19 protein-coding genes and 6 pseudogenes are annotated in these 24175 nt (G+C 67.7%); 12 read left to right on the plus strand and 13 right to left on the minus strand.

Going from position 1 to position 24175, the window contains the following annotated elements:
• Positions 1–79 precede the first annotated feature (79 nt).
• Positions 80–661, minus strand: coding sequence for a YceI family protein (locus DPM13_RS01745; protein WP_112887330.1), 582 nt, complete (start codon positions 659–661; stop codon positions 80–82).
• Between the two features lie 283 nt (positions 662–944).
• Here DPM13_RS01745 and rpsF point away from each other — a divergent pair.
• From rpsF to lldD, 8 genes and pseudogenes are all read left to right on the plus strand, one after another.
• Positions 945–1401, plus strand: a pseudogene (rpsF, locus tag DPM13_RS01750) (30S ribosomal protein S6).
• A 17-nt stretch (positions 1402–1418) separates the two neighbouring features.
• Positions 1419–1646, plus strand: a complete 228-nt coding sequence (gene rpsR, locus DPM13_RS01755; RefSeq protein ID WP_011747229.1) for a 30S ribosomal protein S18 — start codon at positions 1419–1421, stop codon at positions 1644–1646.
• A 12-nt stretch (positions 1647–1658) separates the two neighbouring features.
• The gene (gene rplI / locus DPM13_RS01760) at positions 1659–2240 is read left to right on the plus strand and encodes a 50S ribosomal protein L9 (protein WP_028717701.1); all 582 of its coding nucleotides are present in this window, start codon (positions 1659–1661) and stop codon (positions 2238–2240) included.
• Between the two features lie 146 nt (positions 2241–2386).
• A complete protein-coding gene (locus DPM13_RS01765) occupies positions 2387–3226 on the plus strand; it encodes a hypothetical protein (RefSeq protein WP_112887331.1) in 840 nt (279 codons plus the stop codon).
• 424 nt (positions 3227–3650) lie between these two features.
• Complete coding sequence (locus tag DPM13_RS25610; RefSeq protein WP_317616360.1) at positions 3651–4403, plus strand: L-lactate permease; 753 nt, start codon at positions 3651–3653, stop codon at positions 4401–4403.
• The gene (locus DPM13_RS25615; protein WP_317616428.1) at positions 4292–5131 is read left to right on the plus strand and encodes an L-lactate permease; all 840 of its coding nucleotides are present in this window, start codon (positions 4292–4294) and stop codon (positions 5129–5131) included. Before DPM13_RS25610 ends, DPM13_RS25615 begins: the two co-directional genes overlap by 112 nt.
• Positions 5128–5925 carry an FCD domain-containing protein gene (locus DPM13_RS01775; RefSeq protein ID WP_112887332.1) on the plus strand — a complete coding sequence of 266 codons (798 nt, stop codon included), beginning with the start codon at positions 5128–5130 and terminating at the stop codon, positions 5923–5925. Before DPM13_RS25615 ends, DPM13_RS01775 begins: the two co-directional genes overlap by 4 nt.
• A gap of 9 nt (positions 5926–5934) precedes the next feature.
• Positions 5935–7116 (plus strand): FMN-dependent L-lactate dehydrogenase LldD, encoded by a 1182-nt coding sequence (gene lldD, locus DPM13_RS01780; RefSeq protein ID WP_112888675.1) that lies wholly within the window; start codon positions 5935–5937, stop codon positions 7114–7116.
• Here the strand turns inward: lldD and DPM13_RS01785 are convergent.
• Positions 7067–7843 carry an SDR family oxidoreductase gene (locus DPM13_RS01785; protein ID WP_112887333.1) on the minus strand — a complete coding sequence of 259 codons (777 nt, stop codon included), beginning with the start codon at positions 7841–7843 and terminating at the stop codon, positions 7067–7069. The genes lldD and DPM13_RS01785 overlap by 50 nt on opposite strands.
• A 108-nt stretch (positions 7844–7951) precedes the next feature.
• Here DPM13_RS01785 and DPM13_RS01790 point away from each other — a divergent pair, with 108 nt between their 5' ends.
• Positions 7952–8983 (plus strand): lysine-2,3-aminomutase-like protein, encoded by a 1032-nt coding sequence (locus DPM13_RS01790; protein WP_112888676.1) that lies wholly within the window; start codon positions 7952–7954, stop codon positions 8981–8983.
• A gap of 55 nt (positions 8984–9038) precedes the next feature.
• Here the strand turns inward: DPM13_RS01790 and DPM13_RS01795 are convergent.
• From DPM13_RS01795 to DPM13_RS25620, 6 genes and pseudogenes are all read right to left on the minus strand, one after another.
• A pseudogene (locus DPM13_RS01795) lies at positions 9039–9875 on the minus strand (ATP-binding cassette domain-containing protein).
• A pseudogene (locus DPM13_RS01800) lies at positions 9872–10706 on the minus strand (ABC transporter ATP-binding protein). Before DPM13_RS01800 ends, DPM13_RS01795 begins: the two co-directional pseudogenes overlap by 4 nt.
• Before the next feature lie 4 nt (positions 10707–10710).
• Positions 10711–11610, minus strand: a pseudogene (locus DPM13_RS01805) (ABC transporter permease subunit).
• Positions 11607–12611 (minus strand): annotated as a pseudogene (locus DPM13_RS01810) (ABC transporter permease subunit). Before DPM13_RS01810 ends, DPM13_RS01805 begins: the two co-directional pseudogenes overlap by 4 nt.
• Before the next feature lie 70 nt (positions 12612–12681).
• A pseudogene (locus tag DPM13_RS21875) lies at positions 12682–13720 on the minus strand (ABC transporter substrate-binding protein).
• The gene (locus DPM13_RS25620) at positions 13680–14279 is read right to left on the minus strand and encodes an ABC transporter substrate-binding protein (protein ID WP_317616361.1); all 600 of its coding nucleotides are present in this window, start codon (positions 14277–14279) and stop codon (positions 13680–13682) included. Before DPM13_RS25620 ends, DPM13_RS21875 begins: the two are co-directional and overlap by 41 nt.
• A gap of 546 nt (positions 14280–14825) precedes the next feature.
• Here DPM13_RS25620 and DPM13_RS21880 point away from each other — a divergent pair.
• From DPM13_RS21880 to DPM13_RS01825, 3 genes are read left to right on the plus strand one after another with little or no spacing between them, the layout of a single operon-like run.
• Complete coding sequence (locus tag DPM13_RS21880; RefSeq protein ID WP_223252282.1) at positions 14826–15449, plus strand: carbohydrate kinase family protein; 624 nt, start codon at positions 14826–14828, stop codon at positions 15447–15449.
• Complete coding sequence (locus tag DPM13_RS21885; protein ID WP_262983308.1) at positions 15395–15685, plus strand: PfkB family carbohydrate kinase; 291 nt, start codon at positions 15395–15397, stop codon at positions 15683–15685. The genes DPM13_RS21880 and DPM13_RS21885 overlap by 55 nt, the downstream gene beginning before the upstream one ends.
• Complete coding sequence (locus DPM13_RS01825) at positions 15682–16596, plus strand: pseudouridine-5'-phosphate glycosidase (RefSeq protein ID WP_112887335.1); 915 nt, start codon at positions 15682–15684, stop codon at positions 16594–16596. The genes DPM13_RS21885 and DPM13_RS01825 overlap by 4 nt, the downstream gene beginning before the upstream one ends.
• Here the strand turns inward: DPM13_RS01825 and DPM13_RS01830 are convergent.
• The 5 genes from DPM13_RS01830 to DPM13_RS01850 form a co-directional block, all read right to left on the minus strand.
• Positions 16593–17642 carry a patatin-like phospholipase family protein gene (locus DPM13_RS01830; RefSeq protein ID WP_112887336.1) on the minus strand — a complete coding sequence of 350 codons (1050 nt, stop codon included), beginning with the start codon at positions 17640–17642 and terminating at the stop codon, positions 16593–16595. The two genes, DPM13_RS01825 and DPM13_RS01830, sit on opposite strands and share 4 nt — an antisense overlap.
• 180 nt (positions 17643–17822) lie before the next feature.
• Positions 17823–18950 carry a peptide chain release factor 2 gene (prfB, locus tag DPM13_RS01835; protein WP_028717714.1) on the minus strand — a complete coding sequence of 376 codons (1128 nt, stop codon included), beginning with the start codon at positions 18948–18950 and terminating at the stop codon, positions 17823–17825.
• A gap of 187 nt (positions 18951–19137) precedes the next feature.
• Positions 19138–21675, minus strand: a complete 2538-nt coding sequence (locus DPM13_RS01840) for a penicillin-binding protein 1A (RefSeq protein WP_112887337.1) — start codon at positions 21673–21675, stop codon at positions 19138–19140.
• Positions 21676–21747: 72 nt separating this feature from the next.
• Positions 21748–22974, minus strand: coding sequence for an N-acetylmuramoyl-L-alanine amidase (locus tag DPM13_RS01845; protein WP_112887338.1), 1227 nt, complete (start codon positions 22972–22974; stop codon positions 21748–21750).
• Complete coding sequence (locus tag DPM13_RS01850; RefSeq protein ID WP_112887339.1) at positions 22971–24056, minus strand: pyridoxal phosphate-dependent aminotransferase; 1086 nt, start codon at positions 24054–24056, stop codon at positions 22971–22973. The genes DPM13_RS01845 and DPM13_RS01850 overlap by 4 nt, the downstream gene beginning before the upstream one ends.
• Positions 24057–24175: the final 119 nt, after the last annotated feature.

Raw genomic sequence — 24175 nt, forward strand, 5'->3', positions numbered from 1 at the left:
TGCGTCACGCGGCATGGAACTGCGCATGAAAAAAGGCCCCCGGATCGGGGGCCTTCGCGGACAGGTCCGGGCGCGCGGTTTATTCGGCCTTGACCGCCTCGACGGTGATGTTGATTTCGACCTCGTCCGAGACGGCGGGGGCGAACTTCGCCAGGTTGAATTCCGAACGCTTGATCTCGGTCTCGGCGTCGAAGCCGGCGACTTCCTTGCCGCTCATCGGGTGGGCGGCGATCTGCTTCAGGTCGACATCCAGGACCACCGATTTGGTGACGCCGTTCAGCGTCAGGTCGCCCGTGACCTTGGCTTCGTCGTCGTCATCGGGCTCGACCTTGGTCGACTTGAAGGTGGCGACGGCGCTGGCCTGGTCGGTGTTGAAGAAATCGGGTCCGAACAGGTGCTTGTCGAGTTCGGGCGAAACGGTGCGCAGGCCCGACAGCGGGATCGTCGCCTCGACGCTGGAGTTGGCGGGGTTCTCGGCGTCCAGCATCAGCTTGCCGGTGACGCCGTTGATGATGCCCGTGCTGGTCGAAAAGCCCATGTGCTGATAGCCGAACACCACCTGGCTGTGCGACGGATCGAAGTCATAGGCCACCGGCTCGGCCAGGGCGGCCGTGGTGCCGAACGCGGTCGCAAGGGCGAAGGGGACGACGAGGATCTTCATCGGGAACTCCTGATTGAAATGGTCACTGGGAATGGTGACAGGAAATGCGCCAGTCGCAACAAGGGTTTCCGCCATTCTGCCTGACAATTTCGTGTGGCTTCGCCCCGGCGAAACACTGTCGCCGCAGGGGCGAAAGCCGGCGCGGACGGCTTTTGCCTTGCAATCGCGCCCGGTGCCGTTATAAGGCTGCATCCTTCCGCATACACGAAACCGGCGCAGCCTCTCGTGACGGGGCGCGGAAGGTTGCCCCGTCGTTGAAATGCGCCCTGAAAAAGGAACAGACATGCCGCTTTACGAGCATGTGCTGATCGCCCGCCAGGACCTGTCGAACACGCAGGCCGAAGGGCTGATCGAACATTTCTCGACCGTGCTGGCCGACAACGGCGGCAAGGTGGTCGAGAACGAATACTGGGGCGTGCGCACCCTGGCCTACAAGATCAACAAGAACCGCAAGGGCCATTACAGGCTGTCCTGCGTTCGGACGCGCCTCGGCCGCCGTGCAGGAAATGGAGCGTCTGGCCCGCCTGCATGACGACGTCATGCGCGTGCTGACCGTCCGCGTGGACGAGCACAAGGAAGGCCCCTCGATCCAGATGCAGAAGCGCGACGAGCGCGAGCGCGGGGATCGTGGCGACCGCGGTGACCGTGGCGAACGCCGCGACCGTGACGGCGACCGTGGTGATCGCGGTGGCCGGGATGGCGAGCGCCGCGAGCGCCGCGACCGCGACGACCGGAACTGAGGGAAAGGACGCATATCATGGCCAACAAACCCTTCTTCCGCCGCCGCAAGGTCTGCCCGTTCTCGGGCGATAACGCCCCCGCGATCGACTACAAGGACACGCGCCTGCTGCAACGCTACATCAGCGAACGCGGCAAGATCGTGCCGTCGCGCATCACCGCCGTCTCGGCCAAGAAGCAGCGCGAACTCGCGCGCGCCATCAAGCGCGCCCGCTTCCTCGCCCTGCTTCCCTATGCCGTGAAGTAAGGAGAGACGAACATGCAAGTCATCCTGCTGGAACGTGTGGCCAAGCTGGGCCAGATGGGCGAAGTCGTGAAGGTCAAAGAGGGCTTCGCGCGCAACTACCTGCTGCCGCAGGGCAAGGCGCTGCGCGCCTCGGAAGCCAACATCAAGGCCTTCGAGGAACGCAAGGCGGAACTCGCCGTGCGCAACGACGAGTCCCGCGCCGAGGCGCAGAAGCTGGCCGAGAAACTGGACGGCCAGACCTTCGTCATCATCCGCTCGGCCTCGGACGCCGGCGCGCTTTACGGTTCGGTCACCCCGCGTGACGCCGCCGAGGCCGCGAACGCCGAGGGCTTTGCCGTCGAGCGCCGTCAGGTCGTGCTGACCGCGCCGATCAAGGACCTGGGCCTGCACGAGGTCCGCGTGCACCTGCACCCGGAAGTCGATGCGACCATCCGCCTGAACGTCGCCCGTTCGGCCGAGGAAGCCGAACTGCAGGCTTCGGGCAAGTCGATCCAGGATCTGGCCGCCGAGGAAGACGCGGCAGCCGATTTCGAGATCGCCGAGCTGTTCGAGGACATCGGCTCGGCCGGCCGCGACGAGGACGAGGCGAACTGATCGCCCTGCCCTTGTGGCCCCCGCAAAGACCAGAACGCGCCGCGATCCGGCGCGTTTTTTCTTGCCCGGCGCAGGGCTTGGCGCGCGGAACATTCGGGCAGTTGGCGGGTTGATGCGCAGATGCGATTCCGCGAAAGGACCGACCGATGCGCCAGCCGCCGAATGACGAAACGGACCCGTTCAACCCCGGCATCACCCGCACCGATGCCGACATCACCAGCGAGACGCGCTTTGGCCCCCGCCCCGTCCCCAAGGGGCACCGGCGCCCCGCAGGACCGCAGGATTACCGGCGCATCCCGCCCAGCGGCGATGTCTCGCCCGATGGCAAGCGCGCCTATCCCCGCCCCTCGCGCATGGCGAAATGGGCGGTCTGGGGCGGCACCGGCATCGCCGCCGCCGCGCTGACGGCGGGCGCGGTGCTGGCCGTGCGCCAGGTGGCGGGGCTGTTTTCCGAGGACGACCACGGGCCCCGGCGCCACCGCCGCCGGCATGGACCCGACCACGACCACGACCACGATTATGCCCGCCCGCGCATGCAACCTCCGACCGAGGCCGAGAAGCAGGGCACCAAGCGCCGCTTTGCCGGCACCGACCCTTCGGAACGCCAGTTCGTCCGTCCCGACCACGATGACCAGCGCCGCAGCGCCGGCCCGCGCCGCAGCCTGGTGTCCGAGATCGAGGACAATGCCCAGCGCCTGACGGGGACGCTTGATACCGTGATGCAGTCGGTCAGCGCCGCACTGACGGGGTTCCAGTCGGTCGCGCAGCAGGCGCGCGGGGTCATGCACGAATTCGGCGAGGCTGCCGGAATGGCGCGCGACATCTTTCAGGGCGGCGGCAGCGGCGGCGGTTCGCAGGACACGGGGCAACGCTATGCCCGGCGCCATACGCGCCATGGCTATCCGATGCCCGACCTGCGCGACGACCCGCTGACCGAGGACCCGCAGCAGCCTGGCGACCACGATCCCCGCAGCCATCGCCTGTGATGGTCTGACCATATCGACCGAATCAGTTCCGGGGCGGCCATTGCAGATGGTCGCCCCTTTTGCTGTTTTTATAGGCTATTCGCAGGGCATCACCCGTTCGCTGCGGCGCAGAAATATCATGGTCTTAGCCTTTGGTATGACCATAAAACGCCAGCGGTCTAAGCAAAACTGTTTGACGCATGGCGTTCTTTGGCAAATACCCCTGTGCATCCAAGTTTTTTGGTCATACCATCGTTTTGGGAGGAACTCACACGATGACCTGGGCACAGGATTATGTCCCATTGGGCAATATCTGGCTTTCCAGCCTGGTTGCCGCCATTCCGATCCTTTTCTTCTTCCTGGCGCTGACCCTGTGGCGACTGAAGGGCTTTCAGGCTGCGACCCTTCCGTCCTCTGACCATGTTCATCGCCGTCGCGGCATGTCATGCTGGTTTCGGCCGCCGCCGCCGCCGGCGTCTACGGGTTCTTCTATGGCCTGTGGCCGATCGCCTGGATCATCGTGGGCGCGGTGTTCCTGTACAAGATCTCGGTCGCGACCGGCCAGTTCGAGATCATCCGCCGCTCGATCCTGGGCATCACCGAGGACCAGCGGCTGCAACTGCTGCTGGTGGGCTTTGCCTTCGGTGCCTTTCTCGAGGGCGCGGCGGGCTTTGGCGCGCCGGTCGCCATCACGGCGGCCCTGCTGGTGGGCCTGGGGTTCCGGCCGCTTTACGCCGCCGGCCTGTGCCTGATCGCCAACACCGCGCCGGTGGCCTTCGGCGCCATGGGCATCCCGATCATCGTGGCGGGCCAGGTCACCGGGCTTGATCCGTTCCACATCGGCCAGATGGCCGGCCGCCAGCTGCCGCTCTTGTCGGTGCTGGTGCCCTTCTGGCTGATCCTGATCATGGACGGCGTGCGCGGCGTGCGCGAAACCTGGCCCGCGATCCTGGTCGCCGGCGGCTCCTTCGCCATCGTCCAGTTCCTGACGGCGAACTTCATCGGCCCGGAACTGCCCGACATCACCGCGGCCATCGCCACGCTGTCGCGCTGCCGCTGTTCCTGCGCGTCTGGCAGCCCAAGCGCATCTTCCGCTTTGCCGCCGAGCCGGGCGATCCGCCCGTCGCCCCCATCGAGACGGCGCACAGCTATACCACGGGCCAGATCGCCCGCGCCTGGTCGCCCTTCGTCATCCTGACCGCCTTCGTCACGCTGTGGAGCATCGCGCCCTTCAAGCGGCTGTTCACGGCCGACGGCCCGCTGTATTCTTGGGTTGCCAGCTTGCACGTGCCCTTCCTGGACAATGTCGTCCAGAAGACGCCGCCCATCGTGGCCGAGCCGACGCCCTTTGCCGCCGTCTACAAGTTCGACTGGTTCTCGGCCACCGGCACGGCCATCCTGTTCGCGGCGCTGGTCAGCATCATGGTTCTGGGCATGAAGCCCCGCAAGGCGGTCGAGGTCTTTGGCGACACGCTGCGCGGGCTGGTGATCCCGATCTATTCCATCGGCATGGTGCTGGCATTCGCGTTCCTGGCGAACTATTCGGGCCTGTCGGCGACGCTGGCGCTGGCGCTCGCGCATACCGGGTCAGCCTTCACCTTCTTCTCGCCCTTCCTGGGCTGGCTCGGGGTCTTCGTCACCGGCTCGGACACCTCGTCGAACGCGCTGTTCGGGGCGCTTCAGGCCACGACCGCGCACCAGATCGGCGTGTCGGACGTGCTGCTGGTCGCCGTCAACACCACCGGGGGCGTGACGGGCAAGATGATCTCGCCGCAGTCCATCGCCATCGCCTGCGCGGCCGTGGGTCTGGTCGGGCGGGAATCGGACCTGTTCCGCTTTACCGTCAAGCATTCGCTGGCGCTGGCGGCGCTGGTCGGCGTCATCACCACGCTGCAGGCCTATGTCTTTCCCTGGATGATCCCATGACGGAACGAACCCCGCGGGCCCGTGTCACCGATCGGGTCGAGGCCGAGATCGAGGCGCTGATCCGGGACCGCGGGCTTGAACCCGGCGACCGCCTGCCGTCCGAACGGGCGCTGGCGGACCGCCTGTCGGCCTCGCGCCCCAGTCTGCGCGAGGCCATCGGCCGGCTTGCCGCGCGCGGGCTGGTCGAGGTGCGCAAGACCGGGCTGGTCGTGGCACGCCCCGGCCCCCGGGCCTGGGCGCATGACGGGATCAGCGCGCCCCTGGCGCCGCTGGTCGCCCATCACGCGGGCTTTGGCCATGACGTGATGGAGATCCGCCACGCGCTGGAAGGGGCGGCCGCCTATTACGCCGCCCGCCGCGCCGATCCGGCGGCGGTCGGCCGCATCGCCCAGGCGCTGGAGACGATGATCGCCGGCCACGGCCAGGCCGACCCCGGCGAGGAGGCGCGGCAGGACGCCGCCTTTCACCTGGCCATCGCCGAGGCGTCGAACAACGCCATCCTGCACCAGGTCATGTCCAGCCTGTTCAGCCTGCTGCAGGCCAGCATCTCGGAAAGCCTGGAAAAGCTTTACCTGGTGCCCAGCACCTTCGAGGCGCTGTCGCGCCAGCACCGCGAGCTTTACCAGGCCATCGCCGCCGGGGACGCGGACCGCGCCCGCGCGGCGTCGGACGCGCACCTGGCCTTCGTCGAAACCACGATCCGCCAGATCGACGAGGATCTGGCCCGCAAGGCCCGCGCCCGCGCCGCCCGCGCCGCCGGCATCACCGGCCCGGCCCACCCGAACAACAGTTGAGGCATGACCATGAGAATTTCGTCGATCTCGGATTACCGCGAAGCCGCCCGCCGCAAGCTGCCGCCGTTCCTGTTCCATTACATCGACGGCGGCGCCTATGCGGAATACACGCTGGGGCGAAACGTCTCGGACCTGTCGGAAATCGCGCTGCGCCAGCGCATCCTGCGCAACGTGGCCGAACTGAGCCTGGAAACGCAGGTGCTGGGCCAGACCTTCGCGATGCCCGTCGCGCTGTCCCCGGTCGGGCTGACCGGGATGTATGCCCGGCGCGGCGAGGTCCTGGCCGCCCGCGCCGCCGCCGCCAAGGGCGTGCCGTTCACCCTGTCCACGATGAGCGTCTGTTCCATCGAGGACGTGGCGGCGGCGACCTCGAAGCCCTTCTGGTTCCAGCTTTACGTCCTGAAGGACCGGGGCTTCATGAAGAACGCGCTGGAGCGCGCGCAGGCGGTGGGGATCAACACGCTGGTCTTTACCGTGGACATGCCGGTGCCGGGGGCGCGCTATCGCGACCTGCATTCGGGCATGTCGGGACCGGACGCCAAGTTCCGCCAGATCGTGCAGGCCGCGACCCATCCGCAATGGGCCTGGGACGTGGGCATCAAGGGCAAGCCGCACGACCTGGGCAATATCTCGGTCTATCGCGGCCAGCCCACCAAGCTTGAGGATTACATCGGCTGGCTGGGGGCGAATTTCGACCCCTCGATCGGCTGGAGCGATCTGGAGTGGATCCGCGATTTCTGGAAGGGGCCGATGATCATCAAGGGCATCCTGGATGTCGAGGACGCGCGCGACGCGGTGCGGTTCGGCGCGGACGGGATCATCGTGTCGAACCACGGCGGCCGCCAGCTGGACGGCGTGCTGAGTTCGACCCGCGCCCTGCCGGCCATCGCCGACGCGGTCAAGGGGGACCTCGCGATCCTGGCGGACAGCGGCGTGCGCTCGGGCCTGGACGTCGTGCGGATGATCGCGCTGGGGGCCGATGTCGCGATGATGGGCCGCGCCTTTGTCTATGCGCTGGCCGCCGCCGGAGAGGCGGGCGTCGCCAACATGCTGGACCTGGTGGCCAAGGAGATGCGCGTGGCCATGGCCCTGACCGGCGCGCGATCCGTGTCCGAGATCGACCGCAGTGCGCTGGTAAGTGTCACCGAGACTGCCCTCGGACCGCGGTTCCGCCGCCGTCCACAAATATGATGTCCCGAGACAAGTTCGAGGCGTCCGACGACAGGAAGATCGCCAGCCCGACCAGTTCCTCGGGCTGGCCCCAGCGGCGCATCGGGGTGCGCGCCTTGACCCAGGCGTCGAAGTCGGGGTTCTCGATCAGCGCCTGGTTCATGTCGGTGACCATGTAGCCCGGACCGATGGCATTGGCCTGGATGCCCAGCGCGCCCCATTCGGCGGCCATGGCGCGGGTCAGCATCTTGATCCCGCCCTTGGACACCGCATAGGGCGCGATGGTCGGCCGCGCCAGGTCCGAGGACAGCGAGCCGATGTTGACGATCTTGCCGCGCCCGCGCGCGGCCATGCGGCGCGCCGCCTCGCGCCCGATGACGAAGGCCGCGGTCAGGTTGGTGTCGATGACCCGCTGCCAGTCCGCCGTGCCAAGCTCCAGCATGGGGCTGCGGAACTGGATGCCGGCGTTGTTGACCAGGATGTCGACAGCGATCCCCTGGGCGTCGAGGGCCTGGAACGCGGCCAGGATGGCCGCCTCGTCGCCGACGTCGAAGGCCTGGGTCAGCACGTCATGGCCCTGGTCCCGCATCCCGGCGGCCGCGTCCTCGAGCCGCTCGGCATTGGCGCCGTTCAGGATGATCCGGGCGCCGGCCCGCGCCAGCCCTTCGGCCATGGCCCGGCCGAGGCCGCGCGATGATCCGGTGACAAGCGCGGTGCGACCGGTGAGGTCGAAAAGATGCAGGCTCATGGGTCCCCCGTCCGTTTGCGACAGGGGTAACGTATACATTGTGGCCCGGCAAGCTTGCAAAACCCCGCGGATGGGTGCAAGGAAACGGGCTTTCCGAAAGGCCCCGCCGTGACCCGACCCCTGACCACCGTGCCCGCCCTGATCGAGGCGGGACTTGCCGCGCCGGGCGAGGCCCCGGCGCTTGAGGCGGTGGCGGCCGAGTTTCGGGTTCGGCTGACGCCGGGCATGGCCGCGGCTGCGGCCGATCCGGGTGTCGCCGCGCAATTCGTGCCCGATGCGCGCGAATTGCGGGTCCGCCCCGAGGAACTGGCCGATCCCATCGGCGACGCGGCCCACAGCCCCGTGCCCGGGCTGACGCATCGCTATCCCGACCGGGTCATCCTGCATGTGACCAGGACCTGCGCGGTCTATTGCCGCTTCTGCTTTCGCCGCGAGGTGGTGGGCGAGGAAGGCGCGCTGCCCGAGGCGGAACTGGCCGCCGCGCTGGATTACGTCGCGACGACCCCCTCCGTGCGCGAGGTGATCCTGACCGGCGGCGATCCCCTGGTGCTGTCGACGCGGCGTATCGCGGCGCTGATGGCGCGGCTGGCGGCAGTTCCGCACCTGGACATGGTGCGCATCCACACGCGGGTTCCGGTGGTCGCGCCCGGCCGGATCGACGCGGCCCTGCTGGCGGCGCTGCGGCCTGAGCGGCTGGCGGTCTGGCTGGTGGTGCACACGAACCACGCCGCCGAACTGACGCCCGAGGCCCGCGCCGCGCTGGCGCGGCTGGCCGATGCCGGGGTGCCGCTGCTGTCGCAGACGGTGCTGCTTGCGGGTGTGAACGCCGATCCGGCAGCGCTGGAGGATCTGTTCCGGGCGCTGCTGCGGAACCGGGTCAAGCCCTATTACCTGCACCATTGCGACCTGGCGCGCGGGACCAGCCATTTCCGCACGACGATCGCCCGAGGCCGGGCCATCATGGCGGCCCTGCGCGGGCGGCTGTCGGGCACTTGCCTGCCGACCTATGTGCTGGACCTGCCCGGCGGGCATGGCAAGGTGCCGCTGGAATCGGGGGACGTCCTGGACATGGGCGCGGGGCGCTGGCGGATCCGGGACTGGCGCGGCACCTGGCACGACTATCGCGACCCCGAGGGTTAGAACCGGGGGCGCTTCGCCCCCCGGACCCTCCTAGGGTATTTGCGAAACGGTGAAATCAGGCGCTGGCCGCGCGCAGCGCCTGGCGGCGGGCGACGCGCTGGCGGATCGCCTCGATGTCCGTCACCGGGGTCGCCGCGAAGAGTTCGCGCGTATAGGGGTGCTGCGGGTTGGCAAAGACCGCCTCGCGCGTACCCTGTTCGACCGCCTCGCCCTTGTTCATCACCAGCACGTCGTCGGCGATGTAGCGCACCACCGACAGGTCGTGGCTGATGAAGACATAGGCCAGGTTGAATTCGTCCTGCAAGTCGGCGAGCAGGTTCAGCACCTGCGCCTGCACCGACAGGTCCAGCGCCGAGACGGGTTCGTCCAGCACCAGCAGCGTCGGGTTCAGCATCAGGGCCCGCGCGATGGCGATGCGCTGGCGCTGGCCGCCCGAGAACATGTGCGGGTAGCGGTTGAAATGCTCGGCAGGCAGGCCGACCTTGACCAGCATCTCCTCGGCCCGGCGGCGGCGTTCGGCGGCGGGGGTGTCGGTGTTGAGAAGCAAGGGCTCCATCAGCACGTCGCCGATCTTTTGCCGGGGGTTCAGCGAGCCATAGGGGTTCTGGAACACCATCTGCACCTTGGACCGCATCTCGCGCGAGAGCCCCCTGGTGATGTCGACGGGCTTGCCCTCGATCAGAAGCTCGCCTTCGGTCGCGGGGTCGATCAGCGCGATGATGCGCGCCAGCGTGGACTTGCCCGCAGCCCGATTCGCCGACAATGGACAGCGTCTTGCCGCGATGACGGAGAAGCTGATGCCCTTGACCGCGCGCACCACCTTGGCCCGGCGGGTCAGCGAGCCGGGGACGTGGTAATCGCGGACGATGTTCTTGCCTTCGACCACGCTCATTCCGCGCCCTCCATGAAGCTGCCCACGGTGGGCAGGCGGTCGCCGGTGGCGTTTTCCGGCAGGGCCGAGAGCAGCGCCCGGGTATAGGGGTGTTTCGGTGCCTGAAACAGCGACAGCACGTCGGCTTCCTCCATCTTCCTGCCCTTATATTGCACCTGAACGCGGTCGGCGGTTTCGGCGACCACGCCCATGTCGTGCGTAATCAGGATCAGCGCCATGCCGGTCTGTTCCTGAAGGTGGATCAGCAGGTCGAGGATCTGCTTCTGGATGGTCACGTCCAGCGCGGTCGTCGGCTCGTCCGCGATCAGCAGGCGTGGGTTGGTGGCCAGGCCATGGCGATCATCACCCGCTGGCACTGACCGCCCGACATCTGGTGCGGATAGGATTTCAGCTTTTCCGCCGGGTCGGGGATGCCGACCTGCCGGAACAGGTCCAGCGCGCGGGCGCGGGCCTGCCTGCGGGACATGCCGGCGTTGAAGCGGAGCACCTCCTCGATCTGGTAGCCGGTGCTGCAGCCGGGGTTCAGCGACGCGATCGGGTTCCTGAAAGATCATCGTGATCTCGCGCCCGAATGATGCGGCGGCGGTCGCGCGGCGCCATGCGGAGGAGATCCTGGCCGTCGAAGCGCATCTCGTCGGCGGTGACGGTGGCGGTGTCGGGCAGAAGCCCCATCGCCGCCAGCATCGAGACGGACTTGCCCGAACCGGATTCGCCGACGATGGCCAGCACCTCGCCCTTGTCCACGGTGACGTCGATGCCGTCGACGGCGGTGAAGCTGCCGGTCGAGGTGGCAAAGCGCACGGTCAGGTTGCGGATGGTCAGAAGGGACATGGCCTCAGCTCCGCTTCAGTTTCGGGTCGAGCGCGTCGCGCAACCGTCGCCCATCAGGTTGATCGCCAGCACCGACACCAGGATGGCAGGCCGGGGAAGGTCACGACCCACCAGGCGCGCAGGATGAATTCGCGCGCCTCGGCCAGCATGGTGCCCCATTCGGACGCGGGCGGCTGCGCGCCCATGCCCAGAAATCCCAGCGCGGCCGAATCGAGCACCGCGCTGGAGAAGCTGAGCGTCGCCTGCACGATCAGCGGCGCCAGGCAGTTCGGCAGGATGGTCTTGAACATCAGCCGCAGGTTCGAGGCCCCGGCCACCTTGGCGGCGGTGACGTATTCGCGGGCCTTCTCGCCCATCACCGCGGCCCGCGTCAGGCGGGCGAAATGCGGCTGGTAGACGATGGCGATGGCGATCATCGCGTTCGTCAGGCCGGGCCCCAGCACCGCGACCAGCACCAGCGCCAGCAAGAGCGAGGGGAACGCCAGGATCACGTCCATGACCCGCATGATGACGGTATCGACCCAGCCGCCATAGAAGCCCGCCAGCAGGCCGATGAAGATGCCGCCGGTCAGGGCGATGGCGACCACGACGATGCCGATGAACAGCGATATTGCGCGCCATAGATCAGCCGCGACAGCATGTCCCGGCCGACCGCGTCCGTGCCCAGCAGAAAGCCCGCGCGCCCGCCGTCCTGCCAGATCGGCGGCACCAGCAGCGCGTCGCGGTATTGCTGCGTCGGGTCGTGCGGCGCGATCAGCGGCGCGAAGATGGCCGTCAGCACCAGCAGGACAAAGACGCCAAGCCCGATCACCGCGCCCCGGTTCTGGCTGAAGTAGAACCAGAACTCCTTGAGCTGCCGGCGACGGATGGCCGCATCCGAGAGTTTCACGGTGGTATCGGTCATTTGTGCCGGATCCTCGGATTGATAAGACCATAGAGAAGGTCGACGATCAGGTTGATCAGCACGATGGCCGCGATCACATAGCAGGCCCGACTGCACCACCGGATAATCGCGGCGCGAAATGGAATCGATCATCCACTTGCCGATGCCGGGCCAGGAAAAGATCGTCTCGGTCAGGATTGCGCCGGCCATCAGCACGCCGATCTGCAACCCGATGGTGGTGATGACGGGGATCATGGCGTTGCGCAGCGCGTGGACGCCGATCACCCGGCGGTGGGCAGGCCCTTGGCGCGGGCGGTGCGGATATAGTCCTCGCGCATCACCTCGAGCATGGCCGAGCGGGTCTGGCGCGCGATCACGGCCAGCGGGATCGTCGCCAGCACGACCGAGGGCAGGATCAGGTGGCTGAGCGCCGAGGCGAAGGCGCCGTCCTGCCCCGAGAGCAGGCTGTCGATCAGCATGAAGCCGGTGACGGGCGGAAAGAAATACATCAGCGAGATGCGCCCCGACACCGGCGTCCAGCCCAGGACGCCCGAAAAGAAGATGATCAGCAGAAGTCCCCACCAGAAGATCGGCATGGAAAAGCCGATCAGCGCCCCGGTCATCGAGATCTGGTCGAACCAGGAGCCGCGCTTGATCGCGGCGATGACGCCCACCGGCACGCCGATCACGGTCGCGATGACGATGGCCACCAGAGCCAGTTCGACCGTTGCCGGGAACAGGGCCAGGAACTCGGCCAGCACGGGCTTTTTCGTGACCAGAGAATTGCCAAGATCGCCCTGCAGCAGGTTGCCGAGGTAATTCAGGTATTGCTGCCAGATCGGCTTGTCATAGCCAAGCTGGGCCGCGATCTGGGCGTAGCGTTCGGGCGAGACGCCGCGTTCCCCCGCCATCAGCAGCACCGGGTCGCCCGGCAGCAGGCGGATGAAGCCAAAGGCCACCAGCGTGATCCCCAGCATGGTGGGGATCAGGTAGAGCAGCTTGGCAAGAATGAATCTGAGCATCGGATCCTGATCCAAAAGGGCCGTGCGAAGGGTGGTCCCCCGCACGGCCGCAGCACATGAAACCGAATGATTATTCGGTCAGATCGACGGTTTCGAAGGTATAGTCGCCCAGCGGCGACTGCACGAAGCCGGTCACTTCCGTGCGCATCGGCACGTATTGCGTCGAATGCGCCAGCGTGGCCCAGGGCTCGTCCTGCTTGAAGATCACCTGCGCCTGTTCGTACAGTTTGACCCGCTCGGCGTGATCGCTGGTGGTCTTGGCCTTGGCGATGATGTCCGAGAACTCCTGGTTGCACCAATAGGCGCGGTTCGCGCCGCCCGGCGTCGCGGCGGCGCAGGACAGCAGCACCGACAGGAAGTTGTCGGGGTCGCCGTTGTCGCCGGTCCAGCCCAGGATGACAGCGCCCTTGCGGCCTTCCTCCATCGACTTCTTGAGGTATTCGCCCCATTCGTAGCTGACGATGTCGACCTTGACGCCGATCTTGGAAAAGTCGTTCTGGATCAGCTCGGCGGTGCGGCGGGCGTTGGGCATGTAGGGGCGCTGCACCGGCATGGCCCAGACCTCCTGGTCTGGTCCTTGACGCCGGCAGCCTCGAGCGCGGCCTTCGGCCTCGGGGTCGTACTTGTCCTCTTCGATGGTGTCGTTGTAGCCCCACATGGTCGGCGGGATCGGGTTCTTCGACCACGGCGCTGCCCTGATAGACGGCGTCCACGATGGCCTTCTTGTCGATGGCCATGTTCAGCGCCTTGCGGACCTCGGGCTTGTCGAAGGGCGCGACGGTGGTGTTATAGGCCAGGTAGCCCACGTTCAGCCCGGCCTGTTCAAGCAGTTGCAGGTTCGGGTCGGCCTTGATGTCGGCAATGTCGGCCGGCGAGGGATAGGGCATCAGGTGGCATTCGCCGGCCTTGAGCTTTTGCAGCCGGACCGAGGCGTCGGGGGTGATGGCGAACACCAGGTCGTCGATCTTGGGCGCCTCGCCCCAGTAGTCGGCGTTCTTCTGGTAGCGGATCACCGCGTCCTTCTGATAGGCCACGAACTTGAACGGGCCGGTGCCGTTCAGGCGCTGGTCAGGGCCTCGCGCGTGCCGGCGGCCTCCAGCGGTCGGCATATTCCTTGGACAGGATCGACACGAAGGGCATGGCGACGTTGGCCAGGAACGGCGCCTCGGGCTGGTTCAGGGTGAACTTCACCGTATGGTCGTCGACCTTTTCGATGGACTTGATCAGCTTGTCCATCTCCATCGAGGAGTAATATTCGTAGGTGATGCCGGGAATGTATTCGTGCCAGGGGTTCTCGGCGCTGGCCTGGCGCATGAAGGTAAAGATCACGTCGTCGGCGTTGAAGTCGCGGGTCGGCGTGAACTTGTCGTTCGAGTGGAACTTGACGCCCTGGCGCAGGTGGAAGGTATAGGTCAGCCCGTCTTCCGACACGTCCCAGCTTTCGGCCAGCGCGGGTTCGATCTCGGTCGTGCCGGGCTTGAACTGGACCAGCCGGTTGTAGACCGCATGGCCCGACGCATCGAAGGTGGTCCCGGCGGTATAGGGCGCGGGGTCGAAGCCCTCGGGCGAGCCTTCCGAGCAATAGACGAAGGTCTTCGCGCTCAGCGGCGTTGCTGCCATCAGCGCAAGCGCCGAGGCCGCCAGGAAACGGGTGGAAAGGATCGACATATTGCCTCCCATGTCAGATGTATCCTTGAGGTCCGATGCAAACCAAAGCTCTGCTAAGGTCAAGAGCGATGACCTAACCCTGCGACGAATCCACAGCACTGACGCGACGGAATTTGACATTCTGCCAATTGGAATGTCGCTTTGCCGCACGGCTTCGGCGTCCCGAAAAGGTGCCCGGACAGGTCCCTTCGGCCAGCATCGCCCGAGGCGGCGTCTTCGTCAATCGCCCTGCGCGGCCGTGGCGCGAAATCCCGGCACGCCGGAGAGGGGGTGAGGACGCGAACCCTGGCCCGCGCGGTCGGGATACCGCGGGCCGGGCTGCCGTATCGTCATGATCGGCCGCCGCACTGGGCATGTCCGGGCGGTCATGGGCGCCATGGCGACAGGTCGGCGCGCGGTTGACGCCCGGCGGCAGGTTGCTTTAGCTGCCGGGCAAGGCGGTGCGTCGCCGCCGCTCCCTGACCGTCCACCGCATCGCCATGCCCTTCCCGTCCCTGGTCCTGCAAGTCGCCGCATCCTTTGCGCGAGGCGCGATGCTGATGGGACGTGATCGGCCAGGCCTCGGCCCCCATGACGCTGGGCGAGGATGTGCCGGGCCGCATCCATCAGCGCCCCGGCGGCGTCGCGCTGAATGTCGCGCTGGCCCTGGCGCGGCAAGGGCTGCCCCCGTATTCTGTCCGTTCTGGGCCGCGATCCGGCGTGCCATGCCCTGTTGGCCGAGGCGGCGCGCCGGGGCGTAGACACCAGCGGCTGCACCGCGACCCTGGCCCGACCGGCACCTATATGGCGATCGAAGGCCCCCAGGGGCTGGTCGCCGCCGTCGCCGACGCCCGTGGGCTGGAGGCGGCGGGACCCGCGATCCTGGCACCCCTGCGGGACGGACGGCTGGGCGATGCGGGCGCGCCCTGGTCCGGCACGCTGGTCGTGGACGGCAACCTGACCGAGCCCGTGCTGGCGCTGATCGCCCGCGCCCCCTGGCTGTCCCGCGCCGCGCTGCGCATCGTCCCGGCCAGCCCCGACAAGGCCCCCGGCTGCGGCCGCTGCTGGCCCATCCCCGCGCCATCCTGCATCTCAACCGGCTCGAGGCCGAGGCGCTGGCCGGGCGCCCCCTGCCCCTGGCCGCCGGGCGGCCGAGGCAGTGGAGGCGCATGGCGCGGCCCGGGCCGGTGACGGACGGGCCGCGCGCCGTTGCCGATGCCGTGGCGGGCGGGCCGACCCTGACGCTTGTGCCCCCCGCCGTCGCCGCCCGCCACGTGACAGGCGCAGGCGACAGCTTCCTGGCAGGCCACCTGGCCGCCGAAGACGCGGGCGCGCCCCGCGACCAGGCCCTCGCCGCCGGCGTCGCAGCCGCGACGCGCCACATCACCGCCCCGTCGCAGGGCCCCCTTTCAAAGGAAACCGCATGAAGGATCTTCTGGTCTTTGCCCTCGAGGTCGAACAGGCCCTGGCCGCGAACCGCCCCGTCGTCGCCCTGGAATCGAGACACACCCAGGAAGTCTGGATCCCGGCGAGTGGTGGCACTACCGTGCACAAGGTCGAGCGTGACTATCACGTCAATGGTCAGGTGCAATACGAGCGCCACATGATCGACGGGCGCACCTATCCGCTGCAATTCTCCTACCGGCTGACAGGCGGCCGGCCGGAAACCCCCGGCGCGCAGGTGATGAAGCTGTCGCGCGCCGACCTGGCGGCCTGCCTGGCGCTGGGACGCACAGGCGCCACCACGGTCGCCGCGACCATGATCTGCGCCCATCTGGCCGGCATCCGCACCTTCGCCACCGGCGGCATCGGCGGCGTGCATCGCGGCGCGGAAACCAGCTTCGACATCTCGGCCGACCTTCATGAACTGGCGCGCACGCCGGTCACGGTGGTCGCCGCCGGGGCCAAGGCGATCCTGGACCTGCCCAAGACGCTCGAGGTGCTGGAGACGCTGGGCGTGCCGGTCATCGCCTTCGGCCAGGACCCGCTGCCCGCCTTCTGGTCGCGCGACTCGGGCCTTGCGGCCCCCCTGCGCATGGACGACCCGGCCCAGATTGCCCGCGCCGGGCTCTTGCGGACCGACCTGGGCCTCGCGGGCGGCCAGCTGGTCGTGAACCCGATCCCCGAGGCCGACGAAATCCCCCGCGCCACGATGATCCCGGTGGTCGAACAGGCCCTGGCCGAGGCCGAGGCCCAGGGCATCGCCGCGAAATCCGTGACGCCCTTCCTGCTGCAACGCATCTTCGAACTGACCCGGGGCCGCTCGCTTGACGCCAATATCGCGCTGGTCCTGAACAACGCCCGGCTGGCAGCGCGGATCGCGGCAGCGATGGCCTAGCTGAACAGCCGCGGCAGATCGACCGAATCGCGCACGCCCAGATTGGCGGCGTGATAGTCCATGAACCGCTCTGCGGCGCTGCGCCCCGCCTCGCGCAGCGTGTGCAGCAGGCCGGGCGCGGGCACCAGCTTGGTGGCCGCCGTCAGCTTGTTCATCAGGAAGTCGTCCATGATCATGTGGATCAGCGGGTTCTTCATTGCCCGCCCGGACAGCCGCTCCTCGGCATGCAGGCGCTTGACGAAGTTGATGGCCCGCAGTTCGCGCAGCAACGAGGCGTTGAAGCTGATCTCGTTGATCCGGTCCTGGATCGCGGCCGGGGTCCTTGGCAGCGTCTCGCGCAGCATCGGGTTGATGTTCACGATCACGATGTCGCGGGGCAGGTCGGGCGCGAACAGCGGGAACAGCGCCGGATTGCCCGAATAGCCGCCATCCCAGTAAGCCTCGCGCCGGCCGGTGGCGGGGTCGTCGATCTCGACCGCGCGAAACAGCGTGGGCAGGCAGGCCGAGGCCAGGATGGTGTCCACCGTCACCTCGGCGCCTGAAAAGACCCGGATGCGCCCGGTCCGCACATTGGTCGCGGTGACAAAGAACTGCGGACCCCGTTCCAGCCCCAGCCGGGGGTGCGGCATGTCCTGCAGGATGCCGGCCAGCGGGTTCGAATAAAACGGCCCATAGTCATAGGGGCTGAACAGCCGCGTCACCCCCTCCATCCAGGCGACCGGCGAAACAAGCTCGGTCAACCTTTGAAGAAAGCGCGGCACCGGGAACAGCGAATGGATCCAGCGCACCAAGCGGTTGTCGCTGATCTGGCTGACCTGCGACCAGACATGCTCCAGGTTCTCAAGCGCCGCGCGCCGCCCGCGCCGGCCCGGGCCGCAGGCCAGGCCCGCCGCCAGCGCCGCACCGTTGAGCGCCCCGGCCGAGGTGCCGCTGATCCCGCTGATCTCGATGCTGTCGTCGTTCAGCAGATGTTCAAGCACGCCCCAGGCAAAGGCGCCATGCGCGCCCCCGCCCTGCAAGGCCAGATTGATGCGTCTGACACCCATCGCCGTTCCATTCGCATGTGCAGCATATCACGCCGCAATGCAGCATGAACACCCCTGCCAGGCCAGGCAAGCGGAAATCTCCGACCCCGAACAAGCGCACTGCCCGCCAACCCGGGCGAAACACCGGGCTTTCACCGTTTCCCAACTACCCATGCCGATCGCGCCGCAGGCACTGCCGGATCAGTCTTCGGCCTGCGCCTCGGCCCGGCTCTTGCCCGCCACGTCCAGGGCCAGCGTCGCAGCCATGAAGGCGTCGAGGTCGCCATCCAGCACGCCCTGCGTGTCCGAAGTCTCGTGCCCCGTGCGCAGGTCCTTCACCATCTGATAGGGATGCAGCACATAGGAACGGATCTGGTTGCCCCAGCCGGCGTCGCCCTTGGCCTCGTGCTGGGCGTTGATCGCGGCGTTGCGCTTGTCGAGTTCCAGCTGATAAAGCCGCGCCTTCAGGGCCGCCATGGCGTTCGCGCGGTTCTGGTGCTGCGATTTTTCCGAACTGGTCACGACGATATTGGTCGGCAGGTGGGTGATCCTGACCGCCGAGTCGGTCGTGTTGACGTGCTGCCCGCCCGCGCCCGAGGACCGATAGGTGTCGATGCGGATGTCCTTGTCGGGAATCTCGATCTCGATGTTGTCATCGACCACCGGATAGACCCAGACCGAGCTGAACGAGGTGTGCCGCCGTGCAGCCGAATCATAGGGCGAGATGCGCACCAGCCGATGCACGCCCGATTCGGACTTGAGCCAGCCATAGGCGTTCGGGCCCGAGACCTTGTAGGCGGCCGAGCGGATGCCGGCCTCGTCCCCCGCCGTCTCGGACAGCAGTTCGACGGTGTAGCCCTTCTTCTCGGCCCAGCGGACATACATGCGCGCCAGCATGCTGGCCCAGTCGCAGCTTTCGGTGCCGCCGGCGCCGGCGTTCACCTCCAGGAAGGTGTCGTTGCCGTCGGCCTCGCCGTTCAAAAGCGCCTCGAGTTCCTTCTGGGCGGACAGGTCCGCCAGCGCCTTCAGCGCGGCTTCGGCATCGGCGACGATTTCGGCGTCGCCCTCGGCCTCGCCCAGTTCGATCAGTTCGGCATTGTCGTTCAGCTCGGTGCTGATCCGGCGGTAGGTCTCGACCGCATCCGACAGCTTCTGGCGGTCGCGCATCAGCTTCTGCGCGCGGGCGGGATCGGACCAAATGTCGCCCGCCTCGATCATCGCGTTCAGTTCCTCCAGCCGGTGCGGCGCGGTCTCCCAATCCATGCGCTGCGCCAGAAGCTTCAGCGACTTGCGGATCGCATCGATGGTGGCTTGGGTTTCGGCGCGCATGGTCGGTCTCTTTCAGGTCACGGGGGGTCGGATGACCGCAGACAGATAGCGTGGGCGAGCCCGGCTCGCAAGGCGCAGGGGAATGGGCGATCGGTCAACTGGGGCGGCGGCAGACCGGGGGCTGCCTGCCCCGGACCCCCGAGGGTATTTGCGAAACGATGAAAGACGGGCCGCGGCGGTCAGCGCGCTAGTAGAGCCCGCCCGAGGACAGCGTGCCGAAGTCGGCCTTCTTCGGGATCACCCGCTTTTTCCCGGTCGAGGTCGTGACGGCCTGGCCGCCGTCGCGTGCTTCTGTGAAAAGCGGCAGGGTGCCCGGCTCGGCCCGGCCGAAGCCGCCGTCCACCAGGGTCAGGCCGCTGGTCTCCTGGCCGTCGCGGAAGTATTCGGCGATCACGTTGTCACCCTTGGCGTCCGGTCCCAGGATCGCGCCGGTGAAGCGGTCGATGTTGACGAAATGCCCGCCCGGCGGAACCTTGAAGTCGGTGCCGCCGTATTCGCGCACCGCCTCGCGCATGAATTCGTTGAAGACCGGCACGCAGAGCGTTCCGCCATAGGCGTTTTCGCCAAGGGTGCGGGGCTGGTCGTAGCCCAGGTAGCAGCCGGCGACGATGTTCGAGGTATAGCCGATGAACCACACGTCCTTGGCGTCGTTCGTGGTCCCCGTCTTGCCCGCGACCGGCACCGGCAGGTTCACGCCGCGCCCCGAGCCGCGCTTGACCACGCCTTCCATCATCGAGGTGATCTGATAGGCGGTGATCGCATCCATCACGCGTTCGCGGTTCGACCGGATCTGTGGCCCGGCGCCGGCCGGCAGGGTCGGCTGGTCGCAGGTCACGCATTGGCGCTGGTCGTGGCGATAGATGGTGCGGCCGCGGCGGTCCTGCACGCGGTCGACCAGCGTGGGTTCGACCCGCTCGCCGCCATTGGCGAACATGGCATAGGCCGCGACCATCTTGAACAGCGTGGTTTCCTGGGCGCCCAGGGCATTGGCCAGGAAATGGCCCAGGTGGTCGTAGACACCGAATTTCTCGGCGTATTTCGCGACCGTGTCCATGCCGATGTCCTGGGCGATGCGAATGGTCATCAGGTTGCGGGACTGTTCGATCCCGATGCGCATGGGGGTCGGACCGTAGAACCGGCCCGAGGCGTTCTTGGGCGCCCACAGGCCCTGCGGCGTGTTCACGGTGATCGGTTCGTCCACCACGATGGTGGCGGGGTTGAAGCCCGAATCCAGCGCCGCCGCATAGACGAAGGGCTTGAAGCTCGACCCCGGCTGGCGCTGCGCCTGGGTGGCGCGGTTGAAGACCGAGCTTTGATAGGAAAAGCCCCCCTGCATCGCCATGACGCGGCCCGTGTTCACGTCCATCGCCATGAAGCCGCCCTGGATTTCCGGCACCTGGCGCAGCGTCCAGCGAATGAAGCTGCCGTCGTTGTCGGCGGTCATGCGCCGCACCAGCACGACATCGCCCACCTCGAGCAGGTCGGCGGCCACCTTGGCCTTTGGCCCCAGCCGGCCGTCCGCCTGGCGCTTGCGGGCCCATTGCACGTCCTTGGCGGGCAGTTGGGCCGTCCCCTCCTGCCCCTCGATGCCCAGCGTTGCGTCCTGGCTGCCAAGCGCCAGGACGACGGCGGGATACCAGCCCTCGATGTCGCGGGGCACTTGCGCCTCGGCCAGGGCGGCGCGCCAGTCCTGCTCGGTTCCCAGCTTCTCCTCGGGGATGCGCTGGCGGGTGCCGCGCCAGACGCCGCGGCCGCGGTCGTATTGCTCGAGCGCCTTTTGCAGCGCGCGCGCCGCGATTCGCTGCAGGTCGGGCTCTACCGTGGCGCGGATGGCCAAGCCGCCGCCGAAGAACTCCTCGTGCCCGAACTGGGCCGAAAGCTGGCGCCGGATCTCGTCGGTGAAATAGTCGCGCGGCGGCAGCTGCTTCTGGAAGGCCGGGAAGTCGCCGTTCTGGACCGAGCGCAGCGGCAGCTTCGATTCCGACTGATAGGTCGCCTCGTCGATATAGCCGTTCTGCCACATCTCGCGCAGGACATAGTTGCGCCGCTCGGTCACGCGCTCTTTCGCGCGGACGGGGTGATAGCGGCCGGGGGCCTGGGGCATGGCGGCCAGCGTCGCGGCTTCGTGCGGGGCAAGCTCGGTCAGGGGCTTGTTGAAATAGGTCTGGGCGGCGGCGGCGACGCCAAAGCTGTTCTGGCCCAGAAAGATCTCGTTCAGGTAAAGTTCAAGGATCTGGTCCTTGCTCAGCGTCTGTTCCAGGCGGGTGGCCAGGATCAGTTCCTTGATCTTGCGCTCGGCGCTGCGGTCCGAGGACAGAAGGAAGTTCTTCATCACCTGCTGGGTGATGGTCGAGGCGCCGCGCACGCTTTCGCCGCGCGACTGGACGGCCTGGATCAGCGCGCCCACCATGCCGCGCGGGTCGAAGCCGTGGTGATGGTAGAAATTCTTGTCCTCGGCGCTGACGAAGGCTTCCTTGACCAGCGGCGGAATTTCGTCGATCGGCACGAAGATGCGCCGTTCCTCGGCGAATTCGTCGATCAGGCGGCCTTCCCCGGAATAGACGCGGCTGATCGTCTTGGGACTGTATTGCGCCAGCTGTTCATGGCTGGGCAGGTCGCGCGAATACATCCAGAACACCGCCCCGAGGGTCAGGGCGACGAACACGATGCCGGTCACGACCCAGGAAAAGATCGCACCAAGAAACGACAGGACGAAACGTATCAAGCGGCCGGGCCTTTCGGGACGGGATGGCGCCTCTATAGTGGGCACCGCAGGCTGCGTCAAAGCAACCTTGCGCTAGTGCCGCGAAAGCCCGGCCCGGATCGCATCGTCCTGCGCCCACTGCCCGATGGCCCGTGCGATGGACTGCGCCGTGCGCGACCGCCATTCGGGGTCGAAGAGGTTCGCCCGGTCGCCCGGATCGGTCAGAAAGCCCAGCTCGATCAGCACCGAGGGGATGTCGGGCGATTTCAGCACCGAGAACGCCGCCCCGCGCACGGGCGTGCGGTGCATCCCGATCCCCGCCCGGTTCAGTTCCGAGACGGTGAACTTGGCGAAGGTCACCGATCGCGGATGCGTCTCGAGCCGCGCCAGATCCATCAGCACGTCGGCCACCTGGTCGTCGGTCCCCGCCAGGTCCACGCCGGACAGAAGGTCGTCGCGGTCGTGGCGCATGGCCAGTTCCCGCGTGGCGCGGTCGTCGGCCTCCTGGTTCCAGGTATAGATCGAGAGGCCCGCGGCCTCGCCCGCCGGCAGGGCGTCGGCGTGCAGCGAGATGAACAGGTCCGCCTGCCCCGCCCGTGCGATGGTCATGCGCCGTTCCAGCGGCACGAAGCTGTCGTCGGTGCGGGTGGACACCACCTGGAACCCCGCCCGCGTCAGGATGTCCGAGAGTTCGCGCGCAAAGGCCAGCATCAGCGACGCCTCGCTGATGGCGCCGACCTGAGCGCCGGGGTCGTGGCCGCCGTGGCCGGGGTCAAGCGCGATGCGCAGCGCCCGCCCGGTGTGGCGATGGACCGGCGGCGGCGCGGTGGCCGAGGGCTGCGGCAGATCCCAAAGCGCCGAAAGCGCGTTGCCGCGCGTGACGAAATCCTCGGGCGCGACCGGCTCGATCCGCAAGGCGACCAAGGCGCCGGCTCCCGTGGGCGCGGGCTTCTGGATCGCCGTGCGCAGGGCATAGGGGCCCGGCAGTTCCACCACCATCCGCGACCAGCCCGGGCGAAAGCGGCCCCAGCGCAGCGCGGGCACCAGATCGCGCCCCGGCAGCGCCTGGGCGTCGCTGCCCGAAAAATCGACCTCGCGGAAATCGACGACCAGCCGGGGCGGGCCGTCCAGGAAGTAAACCCGATAGGGCACCGGATGGCTGAGCGTCAGGGAAACCGTCAGCGGCCGCGGCTTGCCCCGGTCGCGGCCCTCGGCCGTGATGGCGGACTGGCCCAGGTCCAGATGCGCCAGCGCCGACCGCTCTTGCGCCAGGGCGGGCAGTGCCAGGATCGCCAGCAGCAGCGCCGCAAGCCACCTCATCGCGCGGCCATGAAGCGGGCCAGCCGGTCCAGCCCCTCGGCGATCTCGGCGGTGGCGCGGGCATAGCTGAAGCGCAGCGTCTGCGCGCCCCGGCGCGGATCGAAGTCGAGGCCGGGGGTGACGGCGACGCCCGCCTTGTCCAGGATCTCGGCGCAGAAGCCCAGGCTGTCTTCGGTCAGGTTCGAGACATCGGCATAGATATAGAAGGCGCCTTCGGGCGGCGCGATCCGGGTGAACCCGATCTGCGGCAGGCGTTCCAGCATGATGCGGCGGTTTTCGGCGTAAACGGAAAGGTTTGCCTCGGCTTCCTCGATGCAGTCCAGGGCCGCCAATGCGGCCGTCTGGCTGGCGTGGGGCGGGCAGATGAACATGTTCTGAGCGATGCGTTCGACCGTGCGGACCATGGCCTCGGGCACCACCATCCAGCCCACCCGCCAGCCGGTCATGCTGAAGTATTTCGAGAAGCTGTTGATGACAAAGACCTGGTCCGTCACCTCAAGCGCGGAATGAAAGCCGGCGCCATAGTCAAGGCCGTGATAGATCTCGTCCGAGATCAGGCTGATGCCGAGTTCGTCCGCCCGCCCAGACAGCGCCGCCAGTTCGTCCCTGCGCAGGACGGTCCCCGACGGATTGCCGGGCGAGGCGAGGATCAGGCCCTGCACATCGGCGGGCAGGTCCTGCGGGCGCGGCTGATAGCGGTCCTCGGCCCGGGTCTGGATGCCCACGGGCTCAAGCGACATGGCGCGCAGGATCTGGCGATAGCTCGGGTATCCGGGCTCGCCCAGGGCCACGCGGTCGCCGGCGTCGAACAGGGCCGAGAAGGCCAGGATGAAGGCGCCCGAGGAGCCCGGCGTCACCACCACCCGCGCGGGGTCCAGGTCGAGCCCGTACCAGCGCCGGTACAGCGCCGCGATGCCCTGGCGCAGTTCCGGCAGGCCCAGCGCCACGGTATAGCCCAGCGGCCGATCGAGCGCGGCGGCCAGGGCCCGGCGCGCGCCCGCGGGGGCCGGGGTCGAGGGCTGGCCGACCTCCATATGGATGATGTGGCGGCCCTGGGCCTCGGCCCGGCGGGCAGCCTCCATCACGTCATGACGATGAAGCGCGTCGACCTGGCCTCGGCCGCCCAGTTTCTAAATATGGCGTCCTCATTGACCGGGGTGTTGTTGGTTTTCGGGGGTATCACAACTTGGGCGGGCGCGGT

The organism is Paracoccus mutanolyticus, from assembly GCF_003285265.1.
GTDB classification, from domain to species: domain Bacteria; phylum Pseudomonadota; class Alphaproteobacteria; order Rhodobacterales; family Rhodobacteraceae; genus Paracoccus; species Paracoccus yeei.